This is a genomic window from Bacteroides fragilis NCTC 9343 (assembly GCF_000025985.1).
Lineage (GTDB): Bacteria > Bacteroidota > Bacteroidia > Bacteroidales > Bacteroidaceae > Bacteroides > Bacteroides fragilis.
This window is the reverse complement of sequence record NC_003228.3, coordinates 96560-115348: the sequence shown is the minus strand read 5'-3', so window position 1 is coordinate 115348 and position 18789 is coordinate 96560. Positions and strand designations below refer to the sequence as shown.

The window sequence follows — 18789 nt, the reverse complement described above, 5'->3', positions numbered from 1 at the left end:
TATAATTCGAATGAGAGTAGTTATACAACGCGTCAGCCACGCATCAGTCACGATTGACGGGCACTGCAAATCGGCTATTCAGAAAGGAATGATGATCCTGGTAGGCATCGAAGAGACGGACAGCTGGGAGGATATCGATTGGTTATGCAAGAAAATCGTAAATCTCCGTATTTTTGACGACGAAAACGGAGTTATGAATAAATCAATCCTTGAAGACGAAGGTAACATATTGGTTATTAGTCAATTCACACTACATGCGTCTACTAAAAAAGGAAATCGTCCATCCTACATAAAGGCTGCTAAACCGGAAATTTCAATCCCACTTTACGAACAATTCTGCAATGATTTGAGTTGTGCATTAGGGAAAGAAGTGAAAACAGGAGAATTCGGAGCCGACATGAAAGTAGAGTTATTGAACGACGGACCTGTAACTATTTGCATCGATACCAAAAACAAGGAATAATGACATTAGAAGAAGCACAGAAAGCCGTTGATGAATGGATACACAAATACGGTGTACGTTATTTCAGCGAATTGACCAACATGGCAGTTCTCACCGAAGAAGTAGGCGAACTGGCACGTATCATGGCCCGTAAATATGGAGACCAATCTTTCAAGGAAGGTGAAAAAGACGATATCAGCGACGAGATAACGGACGTACTCTGGGTACTCCTTTGCATCGCAAACCAGACCGGGGTAAACCTCACAGAAGCATTTGCACGAAATCTGGAAAAGAAAACCCAAAGAGACAACAAAAGACATATCAATAATCCAAAACTGAGTGAACATGGAAATGAATGATACCCCTCAAGACAAGTACCTGACGGCATTGGCCAAGTATGACACGCAACTGAATGATGCTGATGTACAGGTTCAGGTTGCTGCATTAATCGAGAAAAAGGTTCCCGAAAACAATACGGAAGAAGTGAAGAAATTCCTTTTCAACTGTATTGACCTGACCACTCTCAATACAACAGACAGTGATGAAAGTGTCATGAGATTCACTGAAAAAGTAAATCGGTTTGATGATGAATTCCCTGACCTGAAGAACGTTGCAGCTATCTGTGTATATCCGAATTTTGCACAAGTAGTAAAAGACACACTTGAGGTAGAAGGTATAAACATTGCCTGTGTATCAGGAGGCTTTCCCTCTTCTCAGACATTTACCGAAGTAAAGATAGCAGAAACAGCTATGGCATTGGCTGACGGAGCCGATGAAATAGATATCGTAATTCCCGTAGGGGCATTTCTGAGTGGCGACTACGAAACGATGTGTGAAGAAATCATGGAATTAAAAGAGACTTGCAAAGAACACCATCTGAAAGTAATCCTCGAAACAGGCGCTTTAAAGACTGCCTCTAACATTAAAAAAGCCTCTATCCTATCCATGTATTCCGGAGCCGATTTCATCAAAACATCCACCGGAAAACAGCAACCGGCAGCAACCCCGGAAGCAGCTTATGTAATGTGCCAAGCTATCAAAGAGTACTACGAACAGACAGGAAACAAAGTCGGTTTCAAACCTGCAGGCGGCATCAATACCGTAAACGATGCATTGATTTATTATACCATCGTAAAAGAAGTATTGGGTAAAGAATGGCTCAGCAACGAGCTGTTTCGCTTAGGAACCAGCCGTTTGGCTAATCTTCTTTTATCTGAAATTAAAGGTGAAGAGCTGAAATTTTTCTAAAGGCTACATTAGCAATCAAATATGTCATGCCGTGTCGTCCTCTTTATTCATGTGGGGTGACACGGTATTTTTATTTAAGAAAAACTAAAGTTAGCTACAGAGAAGTCAGAAGATTTTTCTATCTTTGCGCAGATATTAGCCCACAGAGAATAGGCTAATTCATTGTATTAGAGAACGTTTCAATTATTATCTTTTTCCTGGAATTCGGCAAAATTCATGTTATGAAAGGTAATAAGCAAACGGGTCTCACGCACCTTCACGTATATACTCTTGTTATATATCGAATGGAGCGTGAGACTGTTGCTTGTATCATCATAACGGCTTGCCGAAGCCCCAGGAAAGATACAGAGCAACAGTTCTCACGCTTTTCGGTTAACAAAGAATTAAAATAAACAAGAGTATGGCAGAACAAGCATTATTTCAACCATTCAACCGGAACCAACAAAGGGAGAATTTAGAGAGCACAAAAGAAACGGATCTACTAATCAGCCTGATTCCCAGTTTACAGGAAGACTTCTACGTAGACAGCCTGACAACCGGAGCAAGCAAAGAAACCCTATCCAAACTTCTTTTAAGAAACCCCGGAATCAAAAATGAAACGGCTGTTATTGAAATGATTCATTTCCTGCATGATGAAGGCGACCGCATTTCATTCAGCATTCTCCTACCCTTTTTAGTGGCCGAATATGATCCGAAAGAACTGGAAGAAAAGATACGCGAACGTTTTTTCGGCATAGAACTTTTCATCCGCAAATGCAATAATCTGCACCATTTCATCACTTGTATAAAAGCCGATCAAACCTTCAAAATAGGAGAAGAGGAGCTAAAAAGAGGGGTACTTGCATGGGATATGGGAAGAATGGTATGCCTGACACGCATAGCTTATGATGCGGGATTTATAGATGAAAGCCTTGCATGGAACTATATTTGCTCGGCCGGACAACAATGCATACAAGCTTTTAATGATTGGACTGAGGTAGGAAAAAGTTTCTTATTAGGACAGGCAATGGAAGCTACTGAAAAAAGGAAGCAGGAACTATACATCCGTCTTTACCGTCAGGCCACAGAGAACCCAAACAGTCCATGGAAAAAGAGAACACTGAAATAAATAAGAAACTTATTTATCACGATCGACCACATAATCCAAGTAGGTAATCAAGGAGGTTTTTACTGCCGAATCCGGCAAAGTGCGCAATAGGTCAAGAGCACGCTCTTTGTATTCATACATCACTTTCACAGCATATTCTATTCCCCCGTTTTGCTTGATAAACTCAATTAAACGGGTGATTTCGTCTACTGTAGCCGTACCGGCTTTTACCCTAAGGGCCATTTCCTGAGCCCACGCATCAGTCGTGGTATTCAGTACATATAAAGCAGGTAGAGTAAGCTTACCTTCCAGCATATCATTTCCGGTCGGTTTTCCAATCTCCTTACTCTCAAAATAATCGAATATATCGTCTTTAATCTGAAAGCAAATTCCGATGTTCTCACCAAAAAGACGTGCAAATTCAGCCTTTTCATCGGTAACTTCTACTGAAAGAGCAGCAGCTTTAGTACATGCGGCAAAAAGGGCAGCCGTCTTCTTACGGATCACATCGAAGTAAATAGTTTCAGAGTATTCCCGGTTACTGACATTAGAGAGTTGAAGTATCTCCCCTTCTGCCAAATCTTGTCCCAAACACGCTACCACACCGATTATATCATGATTACGAGTACGTTCGGCATGCACCAGACTTGTTGCCAAAAGAAAATCGCCTACCAGCACTGCTACTTTATTATTAAAAATAGCATTCACTGATAACTGTCCGCGACGTTCTGTACTTTCGTCTACCACATCGTCGTGCACCAGACTTGCCGTATGAAGAAGTTCAAGGGATACTGCCGCATGTAATGTCTCAGGCTTTATTTCTCCGTAAAGCTTTGCTACAAGCAACACAAGGATAGGGCGCATCATCTTACCATTCCTCTGCCGGATGTGAGCAATCACATTATTAAGCAAAAGATTTGAACTGGACAGAGAACTATCAAATAGATTTTTGAAATCTTCCAGCTCCGTAGTAATCGGGGACTTTATTAAAGATAAGCTATCCATGCACACACTATTTGAGCACAAAAGTAATAATAAAACGGTTAATACGGTATTTTTTTGTACTTTTACCATGAAAAAACTGAAAAATATGAATCAAAACAGCAAACTATTCCTCTTGGATGCTTATGCTCTTATCTATCGGGCGTACTATGCGTTCATTAAAAATCCCCGCATTAATTCCAAGGGTTTTAATACTTCAGCCATACTGGGATTCGTCAACACCCTGGAAGAGGTGCTGAAGAAAGAGAACCCCACCCACATTGGAGTTGCATTCGATCCACCGGGACCCACATTCCGCCACGAAGCTTTTGAACAGTACAAAGCTCAACGAGAAGAAACTCCGGAAGCAATCCGTCTTTCGGTACCTATTATAAAAGATATTATCAAGGCTTACCGAATCCCCATCCTGGAGGTAGCGGGATATGAAGCGGACGATGTAATCGGAACTCTGGCAACAGAAGCCGGCAATCAGGGTATCACTACTTATATGATGACTCCTGACAAGGACTATGGTCAGTTGGTAACGGATCATGTATTTATGTATCGCCCCAAATATGGAGACAAAGAATTTGAAGTTATGGGGGTAGAACAAGTAAAAGCTAAATTCGATATTCAATCACCGGCACAAGTGATAGATATGCTCGGACTGATGGGCGACTCTTCCGATAATATTCCGGGGTGTCCGGGTGTGGGAGAAAAAACTGCCCAAAAATTAATTGCCGAGTTTGGGAGTATAGAAAATCTGCTTGAACATACCGATCAGTTGAAAGGAGCACTGAAGACAAAAGTCGAGACGAATCGGGAAATGATTATTTTCTCCAAATTCCTGGCAACAATCAAAGTGGATGTACCTATCCGGCTCGATATGAACTCACTCGTCCGGGAACAAGCAGATGAGGACACGTTGCGTAAAATATTTGAAGAGCTGGAATTCCGCACACTGATGGAACGGATATTCAAAAAAGAATCATCACCCGCCTCCCCTATCGCCGGTACATTATTTAATCAGGAAAACGGCCCGGTTCAAGGCAATCTCTTTGAAGAATTTACGCCCGATCATACGAATGAAGAAAAAAAATCAAATCTGGAAAGCTTAAATTCATTAAGCTACGACTACCAATTAATTGATACAGAGGAGAAAAGAAACGAAATTATTAAAAAACTACTTACATCCGAAATTCTTGCGTTAGATACGGAAACCACCGGAACGGATCCAATGGATGCAGAATTGGTTGGAATGAGTTTTAGTATTACCGAAAATCAGGCATTTTACGTTCCGGTACCTGCCGAACGGGAAGAGGCAATCAAAATCGTTCGGGAGTTCGAACCTGTCTTCAAAAACGAGAAGTCACTCAAGGTCGGTCAGAATATAAAGTACGACATGCTCGTTCTGCAAAACTATGGGATTGAAGTCCGAGGTAAACTCTTCGATACCATGGTAGCACATTATGTCCTCCAACCCGAACTCCGTCATAACATGGATTATCTGGCCGAAATCTATCTGCATTATCAAACCATACATATTGAAGAGTTAATAGGGCCAAAAGGCAAAGGGCAGAAAAATATGCGCGACCTCTCCCCTCAAGAAGTTTATCTGTACGCCTGCGAAGATGCAGACGTTACACTAAAACTTAAAAATATACTGGAACAGGAATTAAAGAAAAATGATGCCGAGAAGTTATTCTATGAAATCGAAATGCCTCTGGTCCCTGTTCTTGTCAATATCGAGAGCAACGGAGTGCGTTTAGATACGGAGGCTCTGAAACAATCGTCGGAACACTTCACTACGAGACTGCAAAGTATCGAAAAAGAAATTTATACTCTCGCCGAAGGAGAATTCAACATTGCATCTCCCAAACAGGTAGGAGAGATACTTTTTGATAAATTGAAAATAGTAGAGAAAGCTAAAAAAACAAAAACCGGACAGTACGTCACCTCAGAAGAGGTATTGGAGAGCTTGCGAAATAAGCACGATATTATCGGTAAGATTTTGGAATACCGGGGACTTAAGAAACTATTAAGTACTTATATCGACGCTCTGCCGCAATTGATCAATCCCAAAACCGGACGTATACACACCTCCTTTAACCAGACCGTTACCGCAACAGGAAGATTGAGTTCAAGTAACCCTAACCTGCAGAATATCCCGATCCGGGACGAAGACGGTAAAGAGATACGCAAAGCTTTTATTCCGGATGATGGTTGCAGTTTCTTCTCCGCCGACTATTCACAGATTGAGCTACGCATAATGGCACACCTGAGTGAAGACAAAAACATGATCGATGCTTTCCTCAGTGGCTATGATATTCATGCGGCTACAGCTGCCAAGATTTATAAGGTAGATATAAAAGAGGTTACCGCCGATATGCGCCGTAAGGCCAAGACTGCCAATTTCGGTATTATCTACGGTATCTCCGTATTTGGCCTGGCGGAACGCATGAATGTCGACCGCAAAGAAGCCAAAGAGCTGATAGACGGTTATTTTGAAACCTATCCGCAAGTAAAATCCTATATGGACAAGAGTATCCAGGTGGCACGCGAGCACGGTTATGTGGAAACGATTTTCCATCGCAAACGCTTTTTACCGGATATTAACTCCCGTAATGCCGTAGTACGCGGATACGCAGAGCGAAATGCCATCAATGCTCCGATACAGGGAAGCGCAGCTGACATAATCAAAGTTGCTATGGCACGTATTTATGAACGTTTCAAAGCAGAAGGCCTGAAAGCAAAAATGATTTTGCAAGTACACGATGAGCTGAATTTCAGTGTACCGGCAAAAGAGAAAGAAATAGTAGAGCAAGTGGTTATTGAGGAAATGGAGAAAGCCTATCGTATGCATGTTCCCTTAAAAGCAGATTGCGGATGGGGTACAAACTGGCTGGAGGCACATTGATAACAATCATTAACCATTCGTACAGAAAGCTATGAAAGATCCATCTAAAAATGCTTACTGTTTATATAAATATCCGGCAAACAATCTGCCGGATATCTTTTTGTCAGCATACTTATCAAAAAGAAAGTAACTCAAAGGTCCTAATACTGACAATATGATAAAATTCTTTCGATTTTATGCATTTATATCCGTTTAATATGTAACTTTGCCACCGTTAAAGCCAACAAATGGTAGAAATATGACAATTTAAAGACTTAAAAACAGATATCATGAAAACAACAGGATTTTTAAAAACAGTAGCATTGTCAGCAGTTCTTTTGGTAAGCAGCGTTGCAGTTTCCGCCCGGAACTATGATAACAATCTTATTTATAACTCCGAAGAAGAAAACGGCATGTTAATAGGACAAACCGTTTATAAGAAAGAAGGCTCTTCCCTAGCCAATTATATGAAATATAACTATAAATACGATGACAATAAACGCATGATTGAAAGTCAGACTATGAAATGGAACAGCAATAAAAATAATTGGGAGAACGATTTGCTGGTTCGCTATACGTACGAAGGCAAAACCATTACCACAAACTATTATAAATGGAATAACCGGAAAAGTGAATTTATACTGGCTCCGGAGATGACCGTTACAATGGATAACCCTAATCTATAATCTCCAAACACTTTACTCTTTCTTAAAGATCTAACACATTAAATACTCTAAAAAAGACCGTTGCTAACAGCTTCGGTCTTTTTTTGTGTCACGTGAAACATAAAGAAGAAATAAAAAAGATTATTTGAGATAACAACATCATAAAATAGCCGGAGTTTTTTCACAAAAAGCTCCGGCTTTACCCAACCAGTTAACTATCAAGAGAGTTGTTTAATTGTTTAACACTGTTCATCTCAGTTGTTTTTAAGAGTAATCGTACCTCACAAAGATACAATCAAAGTAAAAGCATAGCAACCCTTTTTTATCTGAAAGCCGATTATATGGTTACAGTCAGAGTATAAGCGGTAAAATAAGAGTCTATCCGACAGAAAAACTTCAAATTATACAAAAGCGCTCTTGTAGTTCTTTCAAGAATCCGCGTGAAATAATCAAGTCTTCTTTATCACTAAAAGGAGGATAGAGTAAGCACTGTTTGCTCTTTATCATTGCCAGATAATTGATGTTGATAATAGCCGACTGACTGATTTGTACAAATGCGTCGGAATAGCCGATTATATCACCGGCAGTCGTATTTTTTTTCAGACAAAGTTTCGTTTGATTAAAAAGTTCCACTTGCCACAGCCTCTTATCTTTCAGATATTCAAAATAACCTATTTCTTCAAGACGAAGAAATCTAAATCCCGTTACTGTACTAATCATAAACAAATCTCTACCGGGCATCAAAGTACCCACAGCAGAAGCAAAAGAAGGCAGAGGCCGAGCAGAAGCCATCGTCTTGCGGTAACGTTCAATAATCAAATTCAGTTCTTCTATATCATAAGGCTTCAGTAAATAATCAAAAGCCGATTCGCGCAAGGCCTGCAACAGATATTTATCATAGGCAGTATAGAAAACGACTTTCATATCCCACAACACCTGTTCACGAATCTCACTAAGCAAACGGATTCCCTGAATATCGGGCAACTCTATGTCCAGGAACAAAAGATCGGGATGTATATCCATAATAAGTTTCTTCCCTTTTGCCCCATTGCCGGCAGTCCCTTTTATTTCCAGATCAGTCTGCACCTCCAGATCCCGGCGTAAGGTCTCAATAGCCGCCTTCTCATCATCTATAATGATCACCTTATACATAATTTCCTATCTTTATAAATTGTAAGAATAATCCAATGGTATATAGATTAGAACTTGTGTTCCGGTCTGTCCATTATTCACCAGATTCTTGATTTCAAAACGTATTTTCTCGCGATTCTTATCATTCAATAGCTGAATAGTCTGATAAAGCACTTTCAACCCTGTTCCTGTTCCACGTGTAGATGATAAAGTTTGTGGAGAATATCCACGTCCATTATCGCAAATATCAATAAGGATTCCACTTCCCTTTCGGCAAACAGATATACCAAGTAACTTCAAACCGTCAATTCCGGCCAATCCATGTTTCAATGCATTCTCCACCGGTATCTGTACTACCATTGAAGGAATGACAACCTGCTGAATATCCAAGTCTTCCTCGATCTTCACATCCATTGAAAAATCACTTCCGAGACGTCCTTGCTCAAGATGGATGTAAGTCTTCACAAATTCCAGTTCATCATAAAGAGAAATACTGAGTTTCTCTGTCAATTCCAAGCTCTTACGAAGTAGTTTCACCAATTCTGTCAGATCACCACACAACGTTTCCCCATCCCTAAACCGACTGATCTCACGATTCAATACATTAAACGTGAAATGCGGTGAAAGACGATTCCGGATATTCTCCATACGGAAACGGCTGATCTGGTTGATATGCCGTTCCTGAAGAAACATGCGTTTCTTCTTCATATACCAATAAACAAGTCCCGCTACAATAACAGATACAATACCGATCAGAGCCCATATATAGGTTGTCAGTTTCAGCACCTCCATCTCTCCTTTTTGTTTCTCGATCACCAATTCTTTCCGCATCACAATCGTATCCTGCCGGTAACGCATATCCAGTTCGGCTACACGCGTCCTGACACGTTCATTACGGATGGAATCATTAAGTTGAAGATCGTGTTTCTGATATTCATAAGCCTTTTTATAGTTTCCCACCTGCTCGTAATAATGCTGTAGATAGTGATTACGGATATTGATCATATTGGCATCTATATGCCCGTAATCGGCTGATCGTCTGATTATATCTCCGGCAAGAGCGACATTTCCCTTTTTAAGTGCAAGCTCGATCATTTGAGTCTCTATGTAATAAAGCGCCGATTGATTCCCGATTCCGGAAAAGAAGCGATAGCTCTCGTCCAGATATAATTGCGCTGAATCCAGTTTATTGGTAATCACATAAAGTTCTCCAAGATTTGCCTTACACAAATTCTGTTCAAAAACCATTTGAGGATAAGACTTCACGACCTCTAATGCACGCCCAATATAATGAACAGCCTGCGGATAGTCTTTTTTATAATAAAAATGGTTTCCCCGGTTATTCAGGTAAGTCCATTTCTCAGACACGCTCATCTGAGGAAAAAAGTTTCCTGCAAGTTCATAATAATGATTGGAAAGCTCAAAATCACGTAATTCCATATAAGTCTGTCCGAGACCATAGTAAACCGGAAATTTATTACGATCGGGCAATCCGAGAGAATCACAAATGAACAGTGCGCGACGATAATAATAAGCGGCATACGCATAATCTCCCTTATGCACATTGGCATCAGCCAAATTTATGCACAAGTCCGGTAGATAGTCCGTTTGTTGTCCTTGAAGCCTTTCTTCGTAGGCTTTTTTATAGGAGATAATAGCCGAATCGGGCTGAGTGCACTGCATCAAGACGTTGCCTTCCATATTATAAACAGTCGAAAGCAGATCATGCACTTCCGCGGAAAGCTCCACTTCATTACAAAAGCGCTTCACAAGCCGATTGTAATACAAGACTGAATCAAAGTCTGCCGTAACAAAATAAGATTTGGAATAAAATGACAAAAGGTAATAATAAGACAGGCTATCCGGAGCATCCGCCATGGCGTGTCGCAACAAAGAACGTGAATATCGGGTATTACTAAACAATGAATCCTGAGCACAACGTTCCACAGAGTCTATGCTCATACCCCCAAAAGCGGAATCAGAACGGTTTATTTTTTGCTTACAGCCTGTTAACGGTAATAACAAACAAAAAAATACAATTGCCAGGTTTGCTCTATGCCTCATTGTTTTGATTTATCGTGTAATACCCAACAAAAATACATCCTTTTTTTAAATTCGATAACAAACGTACTACTTTTTATGCGCAATTATTCATATCTTTGTAGCCAATATAATTAGAATAGTCTCATAATGAGTCCACTGAACTTCACTCACATCCTGACACAGACAGTCGATGAGCTATCGGAAAGCGAATCATACAAAGGACTGTTTCACCAACATAAAGACGGTGAGCCACTACCCTCGCCACGGGTATTGTGCGATGTTATCGAATTAGCGCGTTCCATTCTCTTTCCCGGATATTACGGAAACTCAACAGTCAACAGCCGGACTATCAATTACCACATTGGTGTCAATGTAGAAAAGCTGTTCAATCTGCTAACAGAGCAGATTCTCGCCGGTTTATGTTTCGGTAATGGTGACCGGTGCGATGAATGTACCGAGGCCAAACGTGAAGAAGCAGCGCGCCTGGCTGCCAAGTTTATCAGCAAACTACCGCACTTGCGCCGTGTCCTGGCTACAGATGTGGAAGCTGCTTACAACGGTGACCCGGCTGCACAAAGTTTTGGTGAAGTGATCTTCTGCTATCCGGCCATCAAAGCCATCAGCAACTATCGCATCGCCCACGAACTTCTGGAATTAGGTGTACCGCTTATCCCCCGTATCATCACCGAAATGGCACATAGCGAAACCGGTATCGACATACATCCGGGAGCAAGAATCGGCACACATTTCACGATCGACCATGGAACCGGTGTAGTGATTGGTGCGACAAGTATCATCGGTAATAATGTGAAACTCTATCAGGGAGTGACATTGGGTGCCAGAAGCTTCCCCCTGGATGCTGACGGCAAACCTATTAAAGGCATTCCACGTCATCCGATTCTGGAAGATAACGTGATTGTATACTCCAATGCCACCATTCTGGGCCGGATTACCATCGGGCGTGATGCGACCGTAGGCGGTAACATCTGGGTGACAGAGAACATACCGGCAGGGGCAAGAATCGTACAGACAAAAGCGAAAAAATAATATAATTAACAACATTAAAGCGCCGGTCGCCCGGTTCATTACCGGAACATTAGCATACTGGCATGTTATCCATTTTTATGAGCGAACAATTTGAAATGATTGCCAAAACCTTTCAGGGACTGGAAGAGATACTGGCTGAGGAATTGACAACACTTGGGGCAAACGACGTACAAATAGGCCGCCGCATGGTCTCGTTTACCGGTGACAAGGAGATGATGTACAAAGCAAATTTCTGCCTGCGTACCGCAATCCGTATTTTAAAACCAATTAAGCACTTCACCGCAAAAGACGCTGATGCTGTATATGAACAAATCAAAGCCATCCGTTGGGAAGAAATCCTGGATGTAGACAAAACCTTTGCTGTCGACGCAGTAGTATTCAGCGATGAATTCCGCCACTCCAAGTTTGTCTCATACAAAGTAAAAGATGCCATTGTCGATTATTTCCGCGAATTGAATGGAAAACGTCCTTCTGTGCGTATCAGCAGACCGGATGTACTACTGAATATACACATTGCACAGACTACCTGTACGCTTTCACTCGATTCATCGGGCGAATCACTCCACCGCAGAGGTTACCGTCAGGAAGCCGTAGAAGCTCCATTAAATGAAGTTCTGGCCGCCGGTATGATTTTGATGACCGGATGGAAAGGCGAATGCGACCTGATTGACCCGATGTGCGGTTCAGGTACTATTCCCATTGAAGCAGCCCTGATTGCCCGTAATATCGCGCCGGGAGTGTTTCGCAAAGAGTTTGCTTTTGAAAAATGGGGAGATTTCGATCAAAACCTGTTCGACCGGATCTACAACGACGACAGTCAGGAACGTGAATTTACCCACAAGATATACGGTTATGACAACAATCCCAAAGCCAACGAAATCGCAACGCACAACGTGAAGGCAGCAGGGGTATCAAAAGACATTATCCTGAAATTGCAACCGTTCCAGCAATTCGAACAGCCGGCTGAAAAATCGATCATTATAACCAATCCCCCTTACGGAGAACGTATTTCGACCAACGACTTGCTGGGACTGTACAATATGATCGGCGAACGCCTGAAACACGCTTTTGTGGGTAACGATGCATGGATACTTTCTTATCGTGAAGAGTGTTTCGATCAGATTGGCCTGAAACCGAGCGTAAAAACTCCTTTATTCAACGGTCCTTTGGAATGTGAATTCCGTAAATATCAGATTTTCGACGGTAAATATAAGGAATTCAAAAGCCAGGAAGGCGGTGATGAAAACGGTGAACGTGCTCCGAAGGAAAGAAGAGAGTTCAAGCCGCGCCGGGAGGAAGGCGGTTTCAGAGGAGAAAGAAGACCACGCGAAGAACGTAATTCGGAATACGGAGACAGAAGACCGAGAGAATTCAAAGGCAACCGTGAGCCCAAAATCAAAAAGCCCCAGGAGGACTAAACCGTTCCGAACACAAATATGCAGACGGATGAACAGGCAGTCATAGAAGATAAACGATACGGTACCAAAGTATGACGCTGTCATCCGCCCGGAAACGACGAAATCAGACAGAGTATAAATCAAAGGATTTAAATAATGATAAAGCAAATCATGAAAACCAACAGTAAACAAAAGAGTGCTTTGTTAGTAATGCTCTTATCTTTACTAATACCAAACATTATGGCACAAGAACCGAAAATGCCGACCTTGGAGGATCTGATTCCGGGTGGAGCTACCTACCGTTCTGCCGAGAATATATCCGGCCTGCAATGGTGGGGTGACCAATGTATCAAACCGGGAATAGAAGCAGTGTTCATGATAAACCCTAAAAATGGAAAAGAAACACCGCTCACCACCCGCAACATAGTAAACAAGGCGTTGGAAGCCGGAAATCACGGTAAGTTGCAACACTTCTACAATGTCAGTTTCCCATGGCCGAAGAAAAGCCTTATGCTGATCGCCCTGCCGGATAAATACATCGTATACGATTTCGACTACCGTGAGGTTATCAGCACACGTCCATTGCCAAAGGAAGGTGCCAATAGAGATTATCACCCTGAAACGGGACATGTAGCCTATACCATAGGCAACAATCTGTATGTGGACGATCGGGCCGTAACCAACGAACCGGAAGGTATCGTATGCGGCCAGTCTGTTCATCGCAACGAATTCGGAATTAAGAAAGGAACTTTCTGGAGTCCCTCGGGCAATCTGCTCGCATTCTATCGGATGGATCAAAGTATGGTAGCCCAATATCCCCTGGTCGATGTCACAGCTCCCATTGCCGAAGTCAACAACATCCGCTACCCGATGGCAGGGATGACCAGCCACCAGGTAAAAGTAGGCATCTACAACCCCACTACCGGCAAAAGTATCTATCTCAATGCCGGAGACCCGACCGATCGCTATTTCACTAACATCAGTTGGGCGCCGGATGAAAAGAGCCTTTATCTGATCGAGTTGAACCGCAATCAAAATCATGCCAAATTGTGCCGATATGATGTTGAAACAGGCGAATTGACGGCCACTCTTTTTGAAGAGAAGAGCGACAAGTATGTAGAGCCGCAGGACCCTATCATTTTCCTGCCTTGGGATAACAGCAAGTTCATCTACCAGAGCCAAAAAGATGGCTTCAGCCACCTTTACCTGTACGATACGAACGGCCGGCAAATCCGTCAGTTGACCGAGGGAGACTGGCTGGTAAAAGAGGTTCTGGGCTTCGACACCAAGAAAAAAGAGATTATTATTGCCAGCACAGAGTTCTCGCCATTGCAGAACAACCTGTTCCGCCTGGATACAAAAACCGGAACACGTACTCCCCTGGGCAGTGCAGAAGGCGTACACAGCGGCCAGTTGAGCCCTTCGGGACGCTACCTGATTGACCAATACAACTCACCGACTGTCCCGAGAAGTATCAATATCATCGATGTGCAAAGTGGTAAAAGCGTCAATCTGCTCACAGCAGCCGATCCTTTCACCGGCTACAAGATGCCGGGTATCGAGACAGGTACCATCAAAGCAGCAGATGGCAAGACGGACTTATATTACCGATTAATAAAACCGGCCGATTTCGATCCGAACAAGAAATACCCGGCTATCGTATACGTATACGGCGGTCCTCACGCACAACTGGTCACCAACGGCTGGCAGAACGGTGCACGAGGCTGGGATATCTATATGGCCAACAAAGGTTACATCATGTTTACCGTAGACGGACGTGGAAGTAGCAATCGGGGACTCGATTTTGAGAATGTAACTTTCCGCCAGTTGGGAATCGAAGAAGGAAGAGACCAGGTGAAAGGAACCGAATTCCTGAAAAGCCTCCCCTACGTCGATGGGAACCGTATCGGAGTACACGGCTGGAGCTTTGGCGGTCACATGACCACTGCCCTTCTCCTTCGCTATCCCGAAATATTTAAAGTGGGCGTGGCCGGCGGTCCCGTCATTGACTGGGGGTATTACGAAGTGATGTACGGAGAACGCTATATGGATACCCCGCAAAGCAATCCGAAAGGATATAAAGAGTGTAACCTGAAAAACCTGGCAGGCAACCTGAAAGGACATCTGATGATCATCCACGATGACCACGACGACACCTGCGTGCCGCAGCACACCCTCTCGTTTATGAAAGCGTGCATCGATGCCCGCACGTATCCGGACCTCTTCATCTACCCGTGCCACAAGCACAATGTGTCAGGCCGCGACCGTGTACATCTGCATGAAAAGATAACCCGTTATTTCGAAGACTATTTATAAAGATATAAATCCTCAAAAGACATGAAGATATTACTATTAGGTTCGGGCGGCCGTGAACACGCCCTGGCATGGAAAATCGCCCAAAGTCCGAAAGTAGAGAAGCTGTTCATTGCACCCGGCAATGCCGGAACCGGTGAAGTAGGTGAAAACGTGAATATCAAAGCAACCGACTTCGCCGCTTTAGGGGCATTCGCTCTTGAAGAAAGTATCGATATGATTGTGGTAGGCCCCGAAGACCCGTTGGTAGAAGGTATCTATGACCACTTCCAAAGTAACCCCTGCCTGAAAAACATCGCCATTATCGGCCCGTCGAAAGAAGGAGCCAGGCTGGAAGGCAGTAAGGAGTTCGCGAAAGAATTCATGCACCGCCACCACATACCGACAGCCCGCTACCAAAGCGTGACAGCCGATACCCTGAACGAAGGACTGGCATTTCTCGAAACACTTGAAGCTCCTTATGTGCTGAAAGCAGACGGACTTTGTGCCGGAAAAGGAGTATTGATTCTGCCGACTCTCGAAGAAGCCAAGAAAGAACTGAAAGAGATGCTCGGAGGTATGTTCGGCAATGCCTCGGCAACCGTTGTCATTGAAGAGTTCCTGAGCGGTATCGAATGTTCGGTATTCGTACTGACAGATGGCGACCACTATAAGGTGCTGCCCGTAGCCAAAGACTACAAACGCATCGGCGAAGGTGACAAAGGGCTCAATACCGGCGGTATGGGCAGTGTGACTCCCGTTCCGTTTGCCGACGAAGTGTTTATGGAAAAGGTACGTACCCGCATCATCGAACCGACTGTCAACGGACTAAAGGCGGAAGGTATCACCTATAAAGGATTCATCTTCCTGGGGCTGATCAACGTGAAAGGCGAACCGATGGTAATCGAATACAATGTCCGTATGGGTGATCCCGAAACCGAAAGTGTCATGCTGCGCATACAGAGCGACCTGGTAGAACTGCTGGAAGGGGTGGCCGAAGGTAACCTCGACGCCCGATCGCTTGTCATCGATCCGCGTACAGCCACTTGTGTGATGATGGTCAGCGGAGGATACCCCGAAGCCTATCAGAAAGGATATGCCATCAACGGACTGGAAGCAGCCCGGGCAACGGACAGCATTCTGTTTCATGCCGGAACAGCCATGAAGGACGGACAGGCAGTGACCTCCGGCGGACGTGTGCTTGCCATCTGCTCGTATGGCAACGACAAGGCCGACGCACTGGCACAATGCTACAAAGTGGCCGACATGATTGACTTCAAAGACAAGAATTATCGCCGCGACATCGGCTTCGATTTATAATGAGGAATCAAAGATTACAAGGACGGATAACGGCGGGCAGATTTACGCTGCCCATCGTTATCTTTACGTGTATTGCCTGTTGGGTGCTGACCTCCGTTCTCCTGCCCGGACTGGAAGTTAAGGAGTCGTCCTACCCGCTGTGGAATATCGTGAACATACCCGCATGGGCCAACCGCATTGTCAGCTTTTTGCTCTTTGCCGGTATCGGCTATTTCCTGATAGAGCTGAACAATACGTTTGCCATCATCCGCATGAGAGCATCCGTACAAACCTCACTTTACTTTCTGCTCATCACGGCCTGCCCCGGCATGCACCTGCTCTATGCGGGCGACGTCGCTGCTGTAACCTTTCTCATTTCGCTCTATTTCCTGTTCAAAAGCTATCAGCAGCCTCGTCCTGCCGGTTATCTGTTCCATTCGTTTGCTTTGCTGAGCGCCGGCAGTGTGGCGTTTCCTCAGCTGACGTACTTCATCCCCATCTGGCTGATGGGTGCATCCGGTTTTCAGTCGCTCACGTTCCGCAGTTTCTGCGGTTCCATAATAGGTTGGAGCATCCCCTACTGGTTCTTATTGGGACATGCCTTTTTTCACAACGAAATAGAGCTTTTCTACCAACCGTTCATCCATCTGGCCGACTTCCGGGACATTGACTTCGGCCGTGACTTCCAACTATGGGAAGTCGTCACGCTGGGCTATCTATTCATCCTCTACATAGTCAGTTCGATACATTGCATCGTGGCAGGATATGAGGATAAGATACGGACACGCGCTTATCTGCACTTTCTTATTTTCCTCAACTTCTGCATCTTCCTGTTCATTGTGTTGCAACCCGCCCTGAGCATGAATCTGCTTTCGCTGTTGCTGATAGGCATCAGTATATTAGTGGGACACTTGTTTGTACTGACCAACAGCAAATCGTCCAACCTCTTCTTTATCGGTTCGATGATTACCCTTATCGCTTTATTCTGCTTTAATATATGGACGCTTTTATAGAAACCGTTTCACAGATACTTATCGACTGGGGATATCCCGGCCTGTTCATTTCGGCACTGTTGGCCGGAAGTATTGTCCCGTTCAGTTCGGAGATCGTGCTGCTGGGACTGGTAAAGTTGGGACTCGATCCTACCCTTTGCCTCATTTCCGCCTCGCTGGGGAACACCGCCGGAGGGATGACCTGTTACTATATGGGGCGCTTGGGCAGGATAGACTGGATCGAGAAATACTTCAAGGTCAAGAAGGAAAAGATAGACAAGATGCAACGCTTCCTTCAGGGGAAAGGCGCTTTGATGGCGTTCTTCGCCTTTCTGCCCGCCATCGGTGAAGTGATATCCATAGCCCTCGGATATATGAGGAGCAATGTATGGCTGACCACGGCTTCGATGTTCGCCGGAAAACTGATACGCTACATCATCCTGCTGAAAGCCATGCAGGAAGCCCTGAACCTGGTTATGTAAAGAAGAATATGGAAAGAATCATTGAATATACGGCCGACGGAAGTGCCACCCTCTTCGTTCCGGAGCTGAACGAGCACTACCATTCCGTGAAAGGGGCTCTGACGGAGTCCTCTCATATCTTTATCGACATGGGCCTGAAAGCCTCTGCTTCTCCTGCACCCCATATCCTTGAAATCGGTTTCGGAACGGGGCTGAACGCATTGCTCACACTGATTGAAGCGGAAAGATCGGGCAGACAGATCCATTATACGGGCATCGAGCTTTACCCGCTGCCATGGGAAACGGTAGAGAAACTGAGATATAACGACCGACCGGGAGGGGATGGTGAACAACGATTAACGACCGGCGATGAACAGGCCGCGCAATGGATGAAAGCCCTCCATACATCGCCCTGGGGAGAAGACGTGCGGATCACTCCGCATTTCACCCTGAGGAAGATACAGGGAGACTTCACAATCATGGACCGTTCATCATTGATCACTGACCGTACATCGTTATTCTCCCTCCTTTATTTCGATGCCTTCGCACCGGAGAAACAACCTGAGATGTGGACGCAAGAACTATTCGATGAGCTGTACGTTATGATGGAAGAAGAAGGAATACTGACCACTTATTGCGCTAAAGGAGTGGTAAGAAGGATGTTGCAAGCGGCAGGATTCATCGTTGAACGTCTGCCCGGACCTCCGGGAGGCAAAAGGGAGATACTGAGGGCAAAGAAGAGATCCCAGGACTCTCCGGCCGTAACGCAATGTAACGCGCAACCCACATTAAAACAGAAAGGATAAAC

Annotated in this window: 16 protein-coding genes; 13 read left to right on the top strand and 3 right to left on the bottom strand. The window is 44.2% G+C overall.

Features of this window, described 5'->3' with window-relative positions; genetic code table 11:
• Positions 1–10: 10 nt before the first annotated feature.
• The 4 genes from dtd (at position 11) to BF9343_RS00480 (ending at position 2798) form a co-directional block, all read left to right on the top strand.
• The gene (dtd, locus tag BF9343_RS00495) at positions 11–463 is read left to right on the top strand and encodes a D-aminoacyl-tRNA deacylase (protein ID WP_010991910.1); all 453 of its coding nucleotides are present in this window, start codon (positions 11–13) and stop codon (positions 461–463) included.
• Positions 463–801 (top strand): nucleotide pyrophosphohydrolase, encoded by a 339-nt coding sequence (locus tag BF9343_RS00490; protein ID WP_005783700.1) that lies wholly within the window; start codon positions 463–465, stop codon positions 799–801. Before dtd ends, BF9343_RS00490 begins: the two co-directional genes overlap by 1 nt.
• Positions 788–1690: a deoxyribose-phosphate aldolase gene (deoC, locus tag BF9343_RS00485; RefSeq protein ID WP_005783699.1), complete on the top strand. Its 903-nt coding sequence runs from the start codon at positions 788–790 to the stop codon at positions 1688–1690. The genes BF9343_RS00490 and deoC overlap by 14 nt, the downstream gene beginning before the upstream one ends.
• A gap of 400 nt (positions 1691–2090) precedes the next feature.
• Positions 2091–2798: a DUF1266 domain-containing protein gene (locus BF9343_RS00480; RefSeq protein ID WP_010991908.1), complete on the top strand. Its 708-nt coding sequence runs from the start codon at positions 2091–2093 to the stop codon at positions 2796–2798.
• 9 nt (positions 2799–2807) lie between these two features.
• Here the strand turns inward: BF9343_RS00480 and BF9343_RS00475 are convergent, their stop codons facing one another.
• Entirely contained in the window at positions 2808–3782 is a 975-nt protein-coding gene (locus BF9343_RS00475; protein ID WP_005796989.1) for a polyprenyl synthetase family protein, read from the bottom strand.
• 85 nt (positions 3783–3867) lie between these two features.
• On the opposite strand from BF9343_RS00475, the gene polA reads away from it, so the two are divergent.
• Positions 3868–6675: a DNA polymerase I gene (gene polA / locus BF9343_RS00470; protein ID WP_005796991.1), complete on the top strand. Its 2808-nt coding sequence runs from the start codon at positions 3868–3870 to the stop codon at positions 6673–6675.
• 269 nt (positions 6676–6944) lie between these two features.
• The gene (locus BF9343_RS00465) at positions 6945–7340 is read left to right on the top strand and encodes a DUF3836 domain-containing protein (protein ID WP_005783692.1); all 396 of its coding nucleotides are present in this window, start codon (positions 6945–6947) and stop codon (positions 7338–7340) included.
• Between the two features lie 375 nt (positions 7341–7715).
• Here the strand turns inward: BF9343_RS00465 and BF9343_RS00460 are convergent, their stop codons facing one another.
• Together BF9343_RS00460 and BF9343_RS00455 are read right to left on the bottom strand one after the other, a co-directional pair.
• The gene (locus BF9343_RS00460; RefSeq protein WP_005796993.1) at positions 7716–8471 is read right to left on the bottom strand and encodes a LytR/AlgR family response regulator transcription factor; all 756 of its coding nucleotides are present in this window, start codon (positions 8469–8471) and stop codon (positions 7716–7718) included.
• Between the two features lie 12 nt (positions 8472–8483).
• On the bottom strand, positions 8484–10514 hold the full coding sequence (locus tag BF9343_RS00455; protein ID WP_010991906.1) for a tetratricopeptide repeat-containing sensor histidine kinase: 2031 nt from the start codon (positions 10512–10514) through the stop codon (positions 8484–8486).
• A gap of 126 nt (positions 10515–10640) precedes the next feature.
• On the opposite strand from BF9343_RS00455, the gene BF9343_RS00450 reads away from it, so the two are divergent.
• The 7 genes from BF9343_RS00450 (at position 10641) to mnmD (ending at position 18787) form a co-directional block, all read left to right on the top strand.
• Positions 10641–11540 (top strand): serine O-acetyltransferase, encoded by a 900-nt coding sequence (locus BF9343_RS00450; RefSeq protein ID WP_005783689.1) that lies wholly within the window; start codon positions 10641–10643, stop codon positions 11538–11540.
• Between the two features lie 77 nt (positions 11541–11617).
• Positions 11618–12958 carry a THUMP domain-containing class I SAM-dependent RNA methyltransferase gene (locus BF9343_RS00445; RefSeq protein WP_010991905.1) on the top strand — a complete coding sequence of 447 codons (1341 nt, stop codon included), beginning with the start codon at positions 11618–11620 and terminating at the stop codon, positions 12956–12958.
• A gap of 150 nt (positions 12959–13108) precedes the next feature.
• The gene (locus tag BF9343_RS00440; RefSeq protein ID WP_041926292.1) at positions 13109–15253 is read left to right on the top strand and encodes a S9 family peptidase; all 2145 of its coding nucleotides are present in this window, start codon (positions 13109–13111) and stop codon (positions 15251–15253) included.
• A gap of 21 nt (positions 15254–15274) precedes the next feature.
• Positions 15275–16549 (top strand): phosphoribosylamine--glycine ligase, encoded by a 1275-nt coding sequence (gene purD, locus BF9343_RS00435; protein ID WP_005796998.1) that lies wholly within the window; start codon positions 15275–15277, stop codon positions 16547–16549.
• Entirely contained in the window at positions 16549–17541 is a 993-nt protein-coding gene (locus BF9343_RS00430) for a hypothetical protein (protein ID WP_010991903.1), read from the top strand. Before purD ends, BF9343_RS00430 begins: the two co-directional genes overlap by 1 nt.
• Positions 17526–18002 (top strand): YqaA family protein, encoded by a 477-nt coding sequence (locus BF9343_RS00425; RefSeq protein ID WP_005783683.1) that lies wholly within the window; start codon positions 17526–17528, stop codon positions 18000–18002. Before BF9343_RS00430 ends, BF9343_RS00425 begins: the two co-directional genes overlap by 16 nt.
• Before the next feature lie 8 nt (positions 18003–18010).
• Positions 18011–18787, top strand: a complete 777-nt coding sequence (gene mnmD / locus BF9343_RS00420; protein ID WP_010991902.1) for a tRNA (5-methylaminomethyl-2-thiouridine)(34)-methyltransferase MnmD — start codon at positions 18011–18013, stop codon at positions 18785–18787.
• Positions 18788–18789 lie beyond the last annotated feature (2 nt).